Below are 13,711 nucleotides of genomic sequence, written 5' to 3' on the forward strand. Positions count from 1 at the left end.
ACTTTCTGTTACAGCTAGCGCGGTGAACCTTATCATAGTTCACAGACAATACATTGCGCTAACAGGAAACTAAGTTGAACAACAACAGCAGCAGTCTAAGACTTATTTAGTCTTGTTCTGCTGCTAATTGTTTGGGTTATATCCGCCCCTACACACTTAGCACCTTCTTACCCAACCTTCCTCCTAAAACTAAACCGCGCCCCGCCCAGCTCTGAGCGGTAATAGGTCAGTTCCCCGTCCAGCCGTACCGCAATCTGGCGGCAGATAGCCAGGCCGAGGCCGGTTACTCCGTTCGCTCCGGTGTAGAAACGCTCGAAGACCGCTTCCCGCTCCTCCTCTGCCAGACCTGGACCGTTATCTTCAATGTGGATTGCCCACGCAGCTCCCGGTACATCCGTCTCCACCCGGATGATCACCTGATCCTTGGTATGCCTAACTGCATTCTGTAACAGATTGACCAGGATACGGAAAAGCTGCTCGCCGGGAATCGTAACTTGCAGGCTGTCGCCTTCCACGGTGAGCTCCAGGTTCCGCCGGGTGGCCTCGGGCATGAGCAGCATGGCGGCTTCTTCGGCCATGGTCCGCAGGTCTACATTAGCAGCAGGCCAATGCTCGTCTACGGCTTCCAGCCGGGAGAGCTGGAGCAGCTTGTCTACCATATCAATCAGGCGCTGCGACTGGGTGGTGATTACCTCCAGCCCCTCCTCCTGCGTAACCACCTGATCCTGAATGGCGAACACGAAGCCGTGGATAGACATCAGGGGGGTTTTGAGCTCATGGGAGATATTCTGTAAGAATTCAATCTGGTTCCGCTGATGCTGCTGAATACGCCCCGACATGGATTGGAAGGTGGTCATCAGCTCCCCGATCTCCGTCCGGTCCCCCTGCGGAAAAGGATTACCCTGTGCATAAGACGGCTCGTACCGCCCAACCGCCTCCTTCAACTGGTTCAGCGGACGCACCACCCGTGAGACAGCGAACAGCCCGATCGCCAGAATCACCACAAAGCTGGCACTGATGGCAAGCAGAGTAGTTCGCATGAGTGAGCCGTATAAGGCTCTAAGCGAGGACAGCGGCGAATAAATGAAGATTTCATCGGACAGCCCTCTCAGCTTTTCTTGCGCATATAGAACCTTCCTGCCGTGCAGGACGGCAATTCCATTTTTCCCCGTTGGCGTATAGTACAGCTGCTTCCCTTCTTCCTTCTCATTGCTGGCATCTACGATCCTCTGATCCGCATCCAGAATCATATAGTCTGCGTTCATCATCAGTCCCTTGACGACATACTTGAACTGCGTGCTGCTCAGATTGTTGAGGTCACCATCGCTGAGCAGCTTCTGCGCCTTCCCTACCTGTATGTGCAGCTCAGCCTTCACCTGATTCATCAGGATGTCGTCGATCAGACGCACGAACAGCATCACCGTAATTGCTACAGTGACGAGCATGGCAATACAGAGGGAGAGCAGCATTTTACCGCGTATCGTCCGCATGGCTACACCTTCCGCACGGATGCCCGGTATCCGAAGCCCCACACCGTATCAATCAGGAGCGTGGAGTGATGCTCGGCGAGCTTTTTACGGATTCTTTTGACCACATCATCTACGACCCGGACATCCCCGAAGAAGTCATATTCCCACACCTGCTGGATCAGATGCTCACGCCCGAAGGGCCGTTCCAGGTGGGAGGCCAAGAAAAGCAGCAAATCGAACTCCCGCGAGGTTAAGCTCACTTCCTCTGCATTGACCTTCACCTTGCGGTAATCTGCGTCAATCTCCACATTCCCGGACTTGCAGACTTGCTTCGCTGGCACCAACGGCGGAGTCTCCTCCGCAGCAGCATTGCCCGCTCTAGCCAGGCGAAGCATAGACTTCACCCGGCCCACCAGCTCACGCGGATTGAACGGCTTGCTCAGGAAGTCACTACAGCCCAGCTCCAGACCCTGAATCCGGTCACTCTCTTCGCCGCGCGCGGAGATCATAATAATGGGAAGCTCGGTGAAGGTGCGGAGTTCGGTGAGCAAGGCTAGGCCGTCTATCCCGGGCATCATAATATCGAGGATCAGGCAATCCGGGTGTTCGGAGCGGACATGCTCGACCAGCGTGCGGCCATTCGGGAACGAGGTCACTTCGTACCCTTCCTTGCGCAGATATTCAGAGAGCAGCTGCAAAATGAACAGGTCGTCGTCAACGACTACAATTTTGGCCATCACGTAAACTCCTTTCCATCCTTCATCTAGCTCTATCATACAAGGTTATATAGGTGGATAAAAGACGGGACTCTTCCTGAGCCCTGCCCTACTCTTCCTTACTATTGTCCTTACATATCCGCAGACTGACCGTCACAACATGTCTCACTCTTCAATAGTATAAAACTAAAGGAGGAGTGATTATGACTCGATGGGTTAGTAGCATCCTCTCAAGCATATTGGCTGTTGTAGTTCTAACGTGTAGCCTCCATATCGCCGCAGCTTCTGCGGGCAGCAAAGTGACCATTAAGTCCATGACCGTCACCAAATCCGGCATTGAGGTCCGGCCTTACACCAGTAACCCGGCTCTATCCCAAGAAGCACAAGACACAGCGTATCGTAAGTATAAGAATCTGACACGTGTCGTTATGATAGAAAAGTATGTACTGTCCAATCAAGGAACCAAGAAAAAGATAGGCATCGGTGCTGGCTTCATGTTACCCGGCGGATACATTGTCACTAATAATCACGTGGCCCCCGCAAGCTATAATGGAAAAGCATTACGATTCCAAATCACCTTGTATGCTCAAAAATCGGACGGGTATCTGCTTGGCTCCCTAGTGGCGACAGATGTTAAGGAGGACCTCTCCCTGCTGAAGATTGACGCTAACAAGCTTCCCAAGAGTTATCAGAACAGCTATTTCAAGGACTTCAATCTGGAGCCGGCGGTCAATGAAAAGGTGACAGTCATCGGGCACCCTACCATGCCAATAGGAAATACAGACACTGTGACTACCAAGAGGTACCCCTGGACCCCGCTCGACGGAACATTCACCGCCGATGATGTGGCCGTTATCCGAAAATCGAAAAATGCATCAACTCCCGATGTGTACACCCACTCCATGGAATTCAATGTGCAGACCTGGCCCGGAAATAGCGGCAGTGCTGTCATAGATTCGAGCGATAAAATAGTCGGCGTAATCTCCTCTACGATCCTTGGTGAACCCCGTTCCTTTGCCACCAGTTCGAAGCTTATCTTACAGTTCATAGAGAACAACCATCTGTCAGAATCCATTTTTGGACACGCCGCTGACGGAGGTTAGAGTTAGTTAGGTCAATAGATCAAAAGCGGGACTCTTCACGAGCCCCGCCTTCTGTGGTTATAAGTATGCTGCTGCGGAAGACTGCAAGGACTGCACTATTTCTTCTTTGGTGTTACGATGATCTTGCTTGCCGATTTAGAAGGTGTCACAGCTTTGGATGCTGTTTTGTGTTTGGCGGCTCTGACTGTTTTTGCAGCAGCTTTGTGTTTAACGGTTACGGCGGTCTTTACTGCCGCTTTCTGCTTGGCTGGGGTTGTTGCCTTGACCGGACTCTTAGTAGCTGCTGTACTCTTCACAGAAGTTACTGCTTTGGCGGGAGTTGATACTTTCACAGGAGTTACCTTCGCCGGGGTGGCAGATTTCACCGCTGGTGCAGCCACCTTCACCTCTTTAACTGATTTCACTACAGGTGCCGTTGCTGCGAATGCGCTCGTTGAGCCGCCCACTACACTCACGACTGCCAACACTGTGATTACTCTTCTTGTCCATTTGATCATTTCAATCACCTCTTCCTTGAAAGTATCTTCATCTTAGCAGGCGATTGCGGGAATTCTGTGGAACAAGTATGAGTAAAGTATATGAAAATGGCGTCATAGAATGTGAACGGTGGCAACGTCCTTTCCTGCCCACAGATTTGATCTCTCCATAATGAACAACGATATCTCGTATCCATTCATTTCTTGAAAAATTGCCCGGGTCCTGGTGCGTATTCAACCGCTCTTCCCTGCTTTTTTCGTCAACATATCCAGTATTTCCTGATAACCGCTTCTTTGGGCATGCTCAATCGGACTAACGCCTTCAGAATCGGCAAGATTCACATCTGCCCCATGATCGATCAGCAGTTGTACAATAGTCTGATGAGCCTCTCCCCCATCACTCAGAAGAATAGCTTCCAGCAGTGCCGTCCAGCCAAGATTGTTGATATGATTCACATTGACGTCAGAAGTGGTTAGTAACTCTTCCACAATATCCACATGACCACGTTCAGCAGCCGGAATCAGTGCCGTTCCCCCAAACCGGTTCAGGATAGTTGTATCCGCACCTGCGGCAATAGCCACCTTAACGAAATCAAGCATCCCTTCTGCGCCCGCATAAAGAAGCGGATTGTCTAAGCGGTTATCGCGAATATCGATGTCCGCCCCTTGTTCAATCAACAATTTGAAAATTTCCAATTGATTCGTGTGTACGGCGATCATTGCAGGTGTTCTGCCTAAGGAGTCTGTAGCGTCGATATCAGCACCCTCTAACAGTAAATTGGTCACACGATCCATATCGCCTTGCTGAACAACAGCCCATAGCTGTTGATTTAGCTGGTCCATTTCATGGTTCACCTCCTGAGTGTTTCCCTGCCCAGACCGTTCATTACATAAGGACGAACAATGTCTACGAGCACTTCCGTCCGATTCTGGTCCTCGGCATTTAACCAATAATGCGCAGCGCCATAGATGGCCGAACCGGTCATGGCCGCCATGATTTTGATATGATGAATGTCTATCCCATGGAGGGTATCCCCCTTCACAAATATGCCTTCTATGGTTTGCTGCAGCAGTTTCTTGATTTTGTCATCGACCAGCTTAGCCATCGGATTGGAATCTATTCTACAGATCCGGTAAAAATCCGTGATGTATTGGTGCGTCATTATGATCAGCTGGTCACAAATATCATCCGTGAACTCCTGTGCATCCGCCACTTGCTCAGGAATTCTCTCATGAAAAGCCTGTTCTGTGACTTCGTCCAGCAAAGCATATTTATCTTCAAAATGGGCATAAAAGGTGGCACGGTTAATGGTTGCTTCCTGAGCAATATCTTTGATCGTGATTGCATCAAATCCTTTTCTCTGCAGCAAGTCTCTGAACGCGGTTCTAATTAACTGTCGTGTGCGCAATACCCTCGGATCTTCCTGATTTACCATCCCTATATCTCCTTGTTAAACATCAATATTCACAATGTGTTGCCTATACAACTTTCCTCTAACTCTGCCGGTTGAACTCTCAAGTCCGGAATATTATTATCATATCAAACAGGTGTTGCTTAAACAATCTGTGAATCATTATTATGTTTAATTTAAGAGGAGGATTATCATGAAAGCTATTGCTTTGACAAGCTTTGGAATTCCCGAAGCGCTAGAAGAACTGGAAGTACCCATTCCCGAAATCACCGATACACAGGTTCTCGTCGAAATGCACGCCTCATCCATCAATCCCGCAGATGCTCTATTTCGCAGCGGCGCAATTCTTGAGGGTTCGTTGGCCGATAAATTTGCGGATCAAATCCAATTGCCGCTTGTTCTTGGTAATGAAGTAGCTGGTATTGTTAAAGAGGTTGGTAGAAAAGTCCGGCATTTCAAGCCGGGGGATCGTGTCATGGGTATGATTCCGCGAGGTTCCTACATGGACTATGTTGCCGTGGAGGAAGATCTCCTGGCCGTTATTCCTGAGAGTCTCTCCTTCGAAGAGGCCGGCGCCGCGCCTGCCGTTGCCCTGCCAGCCTGGCAAGCGCTGTTTGAGCATGGCCATCTTCAACCGGGACAACGCATCCTTATTCAAGCTGGCGCTGGAGGAGTCGGACACGCTGCAGTACAGTTAGCCAAACAGCATGGAGCATACGTTATCGCAACCGCCAGGGACTATAATCACGATTTCGTCAAAGGACTAGGTGCTGACGAGGTGATCGATTATACGAAAACCGACTTCGCCACCCAAATCACAGAGCCTGTTGATTTCGTGTTGGATACCGCTATGGACCCCGCCACTTTCGGTACCGGGTTACCGGGAGACATCGGAAGGAAGAACTACTCGGTCATCAAGGATGGCGGGACCTATATTTCAGTGGTGGCATTCGCGCTCAATGAATACCCCAAGGTCCGCGGCATTAACGCCTATTTCTTCCAGGCAAGAGCTAACCGTGCCGATTTTGAATCCATTGTCCGCCAGATGCAAGAGAATAAATTGAATATCCATATCCATGAGGCCTATCCCTTCACTGCCCAAGGCCTGCTTCAGGCGTATCGCAAAAGTGAAGAGTCCACCAAACGGGGGAAAATCGTCATATCGAAAAATCTTGGATAAATAGCATGCCTGTCGGGATGGGAATTTGTAATCAGCACAAGTGGAAACGGCTATGCCGTCCTTTTTAAGGACGGTATCGTTTCAGCGAGAAATATAAGGATAAGTTATCATGTGCAACATATAAATTCTTATATTTTGAAGAAAGCTCTATCCTCTAAGGGTTAGAGCTTTCTTCACGCATCCATCGTTCAATGATCGGCTGGCCGCTCAGGTGCAGCATGTCATGGTGATCTTCGCAGAGGAGCCATTGGACCTTTTTGGAGATCAGGTAGTATTCATTGAGGCGGCAACACTCAGTGATCACCTGGAGAATCGTCGCCGTCTTCCCCTCATACAGCCACAGCTTATCATAACAGTCCTCAGCAATGAACCAGATGGATTCATCTTGGATGATGTCTCTTAGTTTGGCATAGTCCTTGTCTGCAAAGCTTACACTATAATGGGGTTCTTTCAGCCGGTTCCAGCCCCAGTGTAGTCCGTGCGTATGGTGGGCCTTCTCCAGAAACCGTTCCTCGATTTCACTCAAAATGCGCCTCCACTGGTCTTTGCGGACTTCAAATAGCCTGCTCCGGTCCAGCTTCAGCGACTTGATTAGTTCTTCAATCTCTGTTCGGACAGATAGGGGATCCACAGCTTCACCTCATTTTCGGTTACATGGATTGACTTAGGCAGTCATATTGGCTTCTATTATCGTTTCTCCCCTCTCATCTGAATTACTTTATACTTGAACAACAGCGTAATCCCCAGATTCATGAAAAAATGGACCAGGATCGGAACCAGTAAATTATCCGTCTGCACATACACCCACCCGAAGACCAGACTTGGGATGGTAATATTCAGCAGCATCAGCGGCTTGCTATAGTACTGGACATGCATTCCCGCGAACAGCACCGTGGTGATTGCGATAGCGATCCAGGGGCTGGGCAGGTAAAGGGTGAGCACATTTTGTATAATTCCCCGGAACAGCAGCTCCTCGAATAAAGCTCCGGCGAACGTGAAGGATAGAATCGCTGCGGGCGAGTAATTCTGATAGCTCTTGTTCGTCTCGTCAATGTGACTGGCGGGCGTAAGCAGGGTCAGGATGATTCCGAACAACAGCAGGCTGATGGATGGAAGAACAACGTACATTGCCAGTTGCAGCGGATTTTCAAAGGATAACAGGTCCTGCAAGGTCAGGACATCGTAGATGACAAGGGCAAAGAGAACGGCTGCGCTGATCAGGGCGAAGGCGAGGAAAACCAGTACAGCGTCTTTGGGATTGAATTCTTTTTTGCCTGGTGGCGGGGTCTCAGTAGCACGATTCATAGCATAGCTTCCCTCCTTGTCTTCCAGGTTCTATTTCTGCACGGACAATAGATTCATATAGTTCATCACTTCTGCAATGCCCTTGCATTGAAGCATTAGCCGGGTGTTCAGCTTCTCCAGCGCAACCTGGAAGGAGCGTTCGATCTCCTGATGATCCCGGGTATCCAGAGTACTTAACAGACTCCTCATATTGTCTATGTAATAGACCGTCTTCCGTAAGCTGCTGATCACGAGGATCTTGCGCAGTTCAGCTAGAGAGAACATCCGGAAGCCATTCTCCGGGTTGCGCTCGGAACGGATCAGTCCTTCGGCCTCCCAGTGGCGGATCGCTGAAGTCTTCACGCCCGCTATGGCAGCAGCTTCTCCTATATTCATGGGCGTTTTCCACTCCGCATTAAGGGTTCTTGGGATATCCGTATGTCTTATCATGACGAGGATGTCCTCCACCCGCTTCATCTCCAGATGAATCTGATATTGCTGCCCGTTAATCAACCATAACACTTGTTCGTCCTGCCCCTGCTTCAAGCTTCTCATCACTTCATAGGCAACAGGAATATCATAACCTTGTAATAGAACCCGGATCGTCGTAAAAGCCTGAACATGCACCTCTTCATAATAACGGTGATTGCTTGGCGTTCTGGGCACAGTGGGAATCAGATCCTGATCCTCGTATCTTCTCAGGGTTGTGGTGCTCACCTGGAGCATACCGGCAATCTGGTTAGGGGTATATCTCTCCATCCGAGTCCCCTCCTTCAAGTCTAACCTTCAAGTGCTACGATAACATATCTTAGCTGCGATTCATATTCCACATTGGCCCTGAGCACCCAAACCGAAAGATTGCATGAATGTTATATGCTTACTATATAAACATTCAAGGAGTGAACATATGGATAAAATGATTAGACTGCTAGACGGATCACAGCTTAAAGCTGGCCTGACCGGTCCTTCCGGCGCTCCAGTGCTGATGCTTCCGGTAGCCAAAGAATCTGTATACGGCCAGGAAGCGGATCACCTGCGGCAATGGGGTGTTGATCCTGAGCTGGGAGAACATTTCATCGCTGGGCTGCGAGACAAATTCCAGGTGCTGTATTTCGATTATGAGGGCCACCGGCTGCGCCAGCCTAATCCGCTTGATCTGACCGCTTCAAGTATCACAGAAGACTTCCTGACTATTGCGGGTGAAATGAATGTTAGCAAGTTCAGCTACTATGGCTATTCCTGGCTGGCGCTGGCTGGACTGCAATTGGCGATCCGCACGGATCGGCTGGAGAGCTTGCTGATGGGCGGTTTCCCGCCGTTAGACGGCCCCTATGCAGAGATGCTGATCGTCACCAACCATACGTACATGATGGCTCTAAGCCAACCTGCTCCCGCCGATCCCGCAGAGACAGAGCAGAAGACCGCTGCTCCCGAGGCGACCGATTGGGACAATATCCAGATTCAAATGGTCCCGGAGCAAACCAGGCAGTTCGTGACGCTGTACGAAAGTCTGGCCGATTTCAGGGATCGTGACATTCAGCATTTACTGCGGATGCCAAGGCTGGCTTTTGCCGGGGAGCAGGACAAGATTGTATACGGGGACAACTTCGGGGGTGTAACGGTGGATATCGCCGGTAAGCTTGTAGACCACCAATCTCGGCTGGAACAGCTGGGATGGGATGTAGCCATACTGAAGGGCAGCGGCATGGACCACACGAAAGCGATGCAGCCCGAGACCGTTCTGCCGGTGCTGAGGCCTTGGCTGATCCGAAATGTATTACGAGAGAGCTAAGCCATCCGCGTGAACATACTTTGGCGCAAAAAAGCTCCTGTGATCGCCAATCGCCACAGGAGCTTTCCTTCTTTTTTTGCAGCAGAATGTGATCCTCCGCTTCATGCTTAATAGATCATTGCATACCCTGCATAATAGCATTGATAATGCCTTGCTGGGTGACGGTGTTGTTATAACGGTTGAACAGGGCGAAGCCATGCTGGCCGTTATAGCCATTGTCCCAATAGACCGGTACGGCCTTGTACTTCTTGGCGGTTGTGGTTACGGCTTTGGCATAGGCGGCGCGGTAGTTATTATTGCTTGAATCATAGGACGATTTGTCAATCGAACCGAATTCTCCGATCACCACCGGGTAGCCTTGGGTTGTGAATTTATTGTACATGGATTGGAGCTGCGAGTTCAGATAATCCTCCTGTCCCCAGGTGGATTTCTTGGCAGGGTTCGTCGCTGAGGCTCCCCACTGCGTGATATTCCCCGATTCCTCACCGGCAAAATCCCAAGGGGAATAGTAGTGGGCGGAGATCATGATTCTCTTTTCGGAGGCGGGTATGGTGGATGATCTGTAATTGTCGGTTGGGAGTACAAAACCGTAATTGCCAGCCGTATAGTCGATATTCGTGTTCCAGCCCGGAATCAGCAGCCATCTCGCATTATTGTTGCCGCCGGTCTGTCTGACCGTATCTACGAAGATCTGATTATAGGCATTCAGGTTGGAGTAATACGCCGGATTTGGATTGTTGTAGCTGCCATCGAACACCTCGTTCATAGACTCCAAAATCAGCCGCTCGCCATAATTAGCGAACTTATTCGCGATCTGCTGCCAGACCTTCTGGTACTTCTGCTTAATAGCGGTCTGGTTGCCGCCGTTCACCAGAAGCCAGCTGCCCTGAACCGAATTGAAGCCGTCCCCGTGAATATTAATGACGACATACAGGCCTTCATTGTAGGCATAATCTACGACTGCTTTCACACGGTCCAGCCATGCCGAGTTAATCGTATAATTGGGAGCGCTGCCGATATAATTCAGATAGGAGACCGGGATGCGGATCGTTTTGAAGCCTGCTGCTTTGACCTTTTGGATCAACTGCGGCGTAATGGCCGGGTTGTTCCACGCGGTTTCGCTGGGTATCCCGTTCACCGAAGCTTCGAGCGAGTTGCCCAGATTCCATCCGGCCCCCATCTCGCTGACGATCTGCGAAGCCTGCAATGATCTGAAGTCTGAAGTCAGCGAGGCTGACGCATCGGCCGCAGATGCACGGGAACCTGAGCTGCCAAGCAGGGTCGAAGCCAGTAACACTAAGGCTAGGCTGTAGACTCCACATTTTTTGATTTTGGCAAACATATCATAACCTCCGTCCCTTTAATTGAATTCTTACTATAAGACAAGACACAAGCATCGCTATAGAAATCCCAAAAATCAAAATGTATCCATTATAAAACAGAGTATTGGTATATTGATTAAGCCAGCCGAAACGAAAGACTACGGAATCCTTATCATTTGTGAAGCCGTTCAAGTTTTGTTCTAATGCATTAATTGTGTTTAGTTCACCAAATATCATAAGCACTAAAGTAACGAGCGAAAGAGCTGGAATGACTATCGATGTAATTGTTAGGGGCAGCTTTCTTAAATATTCAATAGATTTCACAACCAAGTTTATCAGGAAAATAGCAAACAATATCAGGCTAAGGATTAAAATTAATATCCCGGGATTCCCGTTACCTGATATCCCTTTTCCAACCCTATATTTAATAGTAGCAATATCGACCGCAAAAATACAAAGTACATTTAACGCCAGCAGTATTATTGTTGACCTATACCTTCTCATCAAAAGAACACCTCCGGTATAATGTATTCCCCGCTAAATAGATAATTTTATTACTTAGCGGAGAATGAGTCAACAACTACGGTTGAGGGCGCTTAAGGCTCAATCCCCCACACCAACTGCCCGTTCACATATCCGGTAACCTGCTCGTGATCGGCGAATTGGGTGCTGGCAGCGTTAAAAGAATAGTCGTTGGCCTGATTGTAATTGGACCAGTCTTGTTTGGAGAAACGGGTCTGAATTTCGGCGCTCTGGCCGGGGTTCAGGGTTCCGGCGGCACTGGTGAAGCCAATCTCAAGAGCATAATCGGCACCGGCGACCGGGGTGTCCAGCTTCACGAAGGTCCCGGTTACATTCGCGCCTCCGATGCTGGCCCAATCGGTCCAGAAGCTCTGCTGCTGCTCGCCGTCAATCGTGTAGTAATACCGGAGCTTCACATCGCTGAGCTGGACCGGTGAATTCCCGGTGTTGACTACTTTGAATTTGGGTGCGATTCCGTTGGTCGAGGCGCCGGTACTGCCGTTGTAGGCCTGAATGGTCAGCTCTCCTGATGGTGTGGGAGTACTGCTGTCCGTAACATTAATAGTAAGAACCGCATTGCTCCCTCCGCTGAATTGAAAAGTGATCTTCTGCTGGCCGGGTGCCAGCGTAGCAAGATAAGCTTGTGACAAGACAACAGCAGTGCCGGTTGCGGTATAATCCTGGCCGGACTGAAGCGTGTAAGCTCCATTCTTCAGACCTGTCAGCTGATGCCCGTTCAGATTAAGGGTTACCGCAATATCCTGGGCAGGACTCTCCCCCAAATCGTAATCAACGTTCACAGGTGAAATCACCGCGCTTGGATTCGGCTGGTTTCCGTTCAGATCAGGCAGCTCGTCCAGCGTAATGACATAATCACTCTGGTATAAGGCGGTCAGCGTAGCCGGATAATTGAACGCCGTACTCATCAGATGCTCTCCGTACCATGGCAGGAAGTAGAGCCAACCCGCCTTTTCATCGGTCAGATTCTGCACGCTGGGAACGGTGTCGTTCTCGGTCATGGCTACCATCTTCTTGCCCCCGGTTAAGTCTACGAGCTGATAGAACGTCGAAGTGATAGCATCCTCATTCGGCACGCCGGACAGTTCGTCATAACGGTTGTAAATGGTATTGTATTTATCGTAGCCGACAATATCCACCTGAGCATCCCCTGGATACCAGGCCGGAGAAGTGCTGTACACATAGCTGTTATAGGTCCAGATCAGGTTGTGCAGGCCGTAGGTCTCCGTAAGCTCCGTATAGAGCTGATCCCAGAGCTGCTTGTACACCTCCGCGCCTGCCGAAGCCCACCAGAACCAAGCCCCTTCCCCATTCAGCCCGCCGTTGCCTTCTGCCTCATGGTAAGGACGGAAGATCACGGGCACATTATTCTCCTGGAGAATCTGTAGCTGCTCCGCCAGATCCTTGATTGCCAGTTGCAGATACTTGAACTCTTTGGTTCCGGGAATTACGGCATTGGCGGTATTGAAGTTGGTTTCGGTCGGTTTATAGGTCGCCTGCTTCCAATCCACAAATTCCCCAAGCTGATAGGCGGTGAAGTCACGGGGAACGGTAAGATGCCAGCTATTGGTCGCAATCCCGCCCTTGTTGTTGACCCAGTCGATCATGCGGGCGGTAGTGCCGTCCTCCCAGCCATACAGCGGATTGTAATTCATGAGGTCGAACCCGCGGACTGCCGGATACTTGCCGGTCAGGCTGTGAATCCAATCGAACTCCAGCTCGGAGTTGCCGTCATTGCCCCCGCCGTAGATCTCCTGCTGCCCCGAGAGGATATGCTTGCCGTACACCTCCGTCAAATAATTCATCAGTTGCTCGGTTTCCGGCGTGGCCTGGGCATCAGAGAGAACAGGCTGTACAATCAGCGGATCGAGCTGGGCATGGTCTACCGTGAAGGCGTCGAAGTAAGCGAAGCCCCAGCCTGCCTTCAACTGGATCGTGTTGCTGCCCTGAGTCAGCTTATGATAGCCGAAGTTGAAATCCTTCCATGTAGTGGTGTAGGGCAGCATATACGAACCCTTCGCAGCACCGTTAACGATTAATGCCTGCTGTCTGCCTTCTGTGCTAAGCTCCTGCATATAACGGGTGGAGATCGTGTACATACCGGTTTCCGGGACTGTTACATTAAAAGTAATCGTGCCGGAATTCTGCATCCAGACAAAACCGCTTCCCGAATAGCCGGGCTTCGGCGTTCCGTAAATCTGGGTGACCACTTGAAGATCCGGAGTGAGCTGGGCGTCCTCGCCTTCAACAGTGAACAGTGCAGGGTCAGCGTGGGCCGCAGGCGGTGCAGCCAAGCCTCCCAGCAGCAGCGTACAGGCCAGCAACATTGTTCCTGTCCTTTTGAGCCATTTCTTCATTTTCTTCCTTCCTCCCCATGAACAAAATGGTAAAACTTTGTTTAACCTATCAGATCATGG

At 50.2% G+C, this 13,711-nt stretch carries 13 protein-coding genes; 4 read left to right on the plus strand and 9 right to left on the minus strand.

Features of this window, described 5'->3' with window-relative positions; genetic code table 11:
- Positions 1–167 precede the first annotated feature (167 nt).
- Positions 168–1,490, minus strand: a complete 1,323-nt coding sequence (locus MHH28_RS09655) for a sensor histidine kinase (RefSeq protein WP_405114292.1) — start codon at positions 1,488–1,490, stop codon at positions 168–170.
- A 2-nt stretch (positions 1,491–1,492) separates the two neighbouring features.
- Entirely contained in the window at positions 1,493–2,206 is a 714-nt protein-coding gene (locus MHH28_RS09660) for a response regulator transcription factor (RefSeq protein WP_405114294.1), read from the minus strand.
- Between the two features lie 182 nt (positions 2,207–2,388).
- Here MHH28_RS09660 and MHH28_RS09665 point away from each other — a divergent pair, with 182 nt between their 5' ends.
- Together MHH28_RS09665 and MHH28_RS09670 are read left to right on the plus strand one after the other, a co-directional pair.
- On the plus strand, positions 2,389–3,288 hold the full coding sequence (locus MHH28_RS09665) for a trypsin-like peptidase domain-containing protein (protein WP_405114296.1): 900 nt from the start codon (positions 2,389–2,391) through the stop codon (positions 3,286–3,288).
- A 117-nt stretch (positions 3,289–3,405) separates the two neighbouring features.
- Positions 3,406–3,822, plus strand: a complete 417-nt coding sequence (locus tag MHH28_RS09670) for a hypothetical protein (protein ID WP_405114298.1) — start codon at positions 3,406–3,408, stop codon at positions 3,820–3,822.
- A 176-nt stretch (positions 3,823–3,998) separates the two neighbouring features.
- On the opposite strand, the gene MHH28_RS09675 is transcribed toward MHH28_RS09670, so the two are convergent.
- The gene (locus MHH28_RS09675; RefSeq protein ID WP_405114300.1) at positions 3,999–4,607 is read right to left on the minus strand and encodes an ankyrin repeat domain-containing protein; all 609 of its coding nucleotides are present in this window, start codon (positions 4,605–4,607) and stop codon (positions 3,999–4,001) included.
- Between the two features lie 8 nt (positions 4,608–4,615).
- Positions 4,616–5,200 carry a TetR/AcrR family transcriptional regulator gene (locus MHH28_RS09680; RefSeq protein WP_405114302.1) on the minus strand — a complete coding sequence of 195 codons (585 nt, stop codon included), beginning with the start codon at positions 5,198–5,200 and terminating at the stop codon, positions 4,616–4,618.
- Positions 5,201–5,369: 169 nt separating this feature from the next.
- Here MHH28_RS09680 and MHH28_RS09685 point away from each other — a divergent pair, with 169 nt between their 5' ends.
- Positions 5,370–6,356, plus strand: coding sequence for an NADP-dependent oxidoreductase (locus MHH28_RS09685; protein ID WP_405114304.1), 987 nt, complete (start codon positions 5,370–5,372; stop codon positions 6,354–6,356).
- Positions 6,357–6,510: 154 nt separating this feature from the next.
- Here MHH28_RS09685 and MHH28_RS09690 read toward each other — a convergent pair whose 3' ends face one another.
- Genes MHH28_RS09690 through MHH28_RS09700 form a run of 3 tightly spaced genes read right to left on the minus strand, consistent with a single transcriptional unit; the run spans position 6,511 to position 8,399 of the window.
- Positions 6,511–6,987: a DUF6756 family protein gene (locus MHH28_RS09690; RefSeq protein WP_405114306.1), complete on the minus strand. Its 477-nt coding sequence runs from the start codon at positions 6,985–6,987 to the stop codon at positions 6,511–6,513.
- Positions 6,988–7,043: 56 nt separating this feature from the next.
- Positions 7,044–7,661, minus strand: coding sequence for a CPBP family intramembrane glutamic endopeptidase (locus MHH28_RS09695; protein WP_405114308.1), 618 nt, complete (start codon positions 7,659–7,661; stop codon positions 7,044–7,046).
- Positions 7,662–7,691: 30 nt separating this feature from the next.
- Positions 7,692–8,399, minus strand: coding sequence for a MerR family DNA-binding transcriptional regulator (locus tag MHH28_RS09700; RefSeq protein ID WP_405114311.1), 708 nt, complete (start codon positions 8,397–8,399; stop codon positions 7,692–7,694).
- A 148-nt stretch (positions 8,400–8,547) separates the two neighbouring features.
- Between MHH28_RS09700 and MHH28_RS09705 the strand changes: the two genes are divergently transcribed.
- Positions 8,548–9,432 (plus strand): alpha/beta fold hydrolase, encoded by an 885-nt coding sequence (locus MHH28_RS09705; protein WP_405114314.1) that lies wholly within the window; start codon positions 8,548–8,550, stop codon positions 9,430–9,432.
- A gap of 115 nt (positions 9,433–9,547) precedes the next feature.
- Here MHH28_RS09705 and MHH28_RS09710 read toward each other — a convergent pair whose 3' ends face one another.
- Together MHH28_RS09710 and MHH28_RS09715 are read right to left on the minus strand one after the other, a co-directional pair.
- Positions 9,548–10,774 (minus strand): glycoside hydrolase family 5 protein, encoded by a 1,227-nt coding sequence (locus MHH28_RS09710; protein WP_405114316.1) that lies wholly within the window; start codon positions 10,772–10,774, stop codon positions 9,548–9,550.
- A 576-nt stretch (positions 10,775–11,350) separates the two neighbouring features.
- Positions 11,351–13,651, minus strand: a complete 2,301-nt coding sequence (locus MHH28_RS09715; protein ID WP_405114318.1) for a glycosyl hydrolase — start codon at positions 13,649–13,651, stop codon at positions 11,351–11,353.
- Positions 13,652–13,711 lie beyond the last annotated feature (60 nt).

This window comes from Paenibacillus sp. FSL K6-1217 (assembly GCF_045040735.1).
In the GTDB taxonomy this organism is placed as follows: Bacteria; Bacillota; Bacilli; order Paenibacillales; family Paenibacillaceae; genus Paenibacillus_AQ.

Excerpts from the sequence above, each read along its gene's own strand:
- MHH28_RS09655 (WP_405114292.1), bottom strand. The coding sequence starts at position 1,490 with ATGCGGACGATACGCGGTAAAATGCTGCTCTCCCTCTGTATTGCCATG.
- MHH28_RS09660 (WP_405114294.1), bottom strand. The coding sequence starts at position 2,206 with ATGGCCAAAATTGTAGTCGTTGACGACGACCTGTTCATTTTGCAGCTG.
- MHH28_RS09665 (WP_405114296.1), top strand. The coding sequence starts at position 2,389 with ATGACTCGATGGGTTAGTAGCATCCTCTCAAGCATATTGGCTGTTGTA.
- MHH28_RS09670 (WP_405114298.1), top strand. The coding sequence starts at position 3,406 with ATGATCTTGCTTGCCGATTTAGAAGGTGTCACAGCTTTGGATGCTGTT.
- MHH28_RS09675 (WP_405114300.1), bottom strand. The coding sequence starts at position 4,607 with ATGGACCAGCTAAATCAACAGCTATGGGCTGTTGTTCAGCAAGGCGAT.
- MHH28_RS09680 (WP_405114302.1), bottom strand. The coding sequence starts at position 5,200 with ATGGTAAATCAGGAAGATCCGAGGGTATTGCGCACACGACAGTTAATT.
- MHH28_RS09685 (WP_405114304.1), top strand. The coding sequence starts at position 5,370 with ATGAAAGCTATTGCTTTGACAAGCTTTGGAATTCCCGAAGCGCTAGAA.
- MHH28_RS09695 (WP_405114308.1), bottom strand. The coding sequence starts at position 7,661 with ATGAATCGTGCTACTGAGACCCCGCCACCAGGCAAAAAAGAATTCAAT.
- MHH28_RS09700 (WP_405114311.1), bottom strand. The coding sequence starts at position 8,399 with ATGGAGAGATATACCCCTAACCAGATTGCCGGTATGCTCCAGGTGAGC.
- MHH28_RS09705 (WP_405114314.1), top strand. The coding sequence starts at position 8,548 with ATGGATAAAATGATTAGACTGCTAGACGGATCACAGCTTAAAGCTGGC.
- MHH28_RS09710 (WP_405114316.1), bottom strand. The coding sequence starts at position 10,774 with ATGTTTGCCAAAATCAAAAAATGTGGAGTCTACAGCCTAGCCTTAGTG.
- MHH28_RS09715 (WP_405114318.1), bottom strand. The coding sequence starts at position 13,651 with ATGAAGAAATGGCTCAAAAGGACAGGAACAATGTTGCTGGCCTGTACG.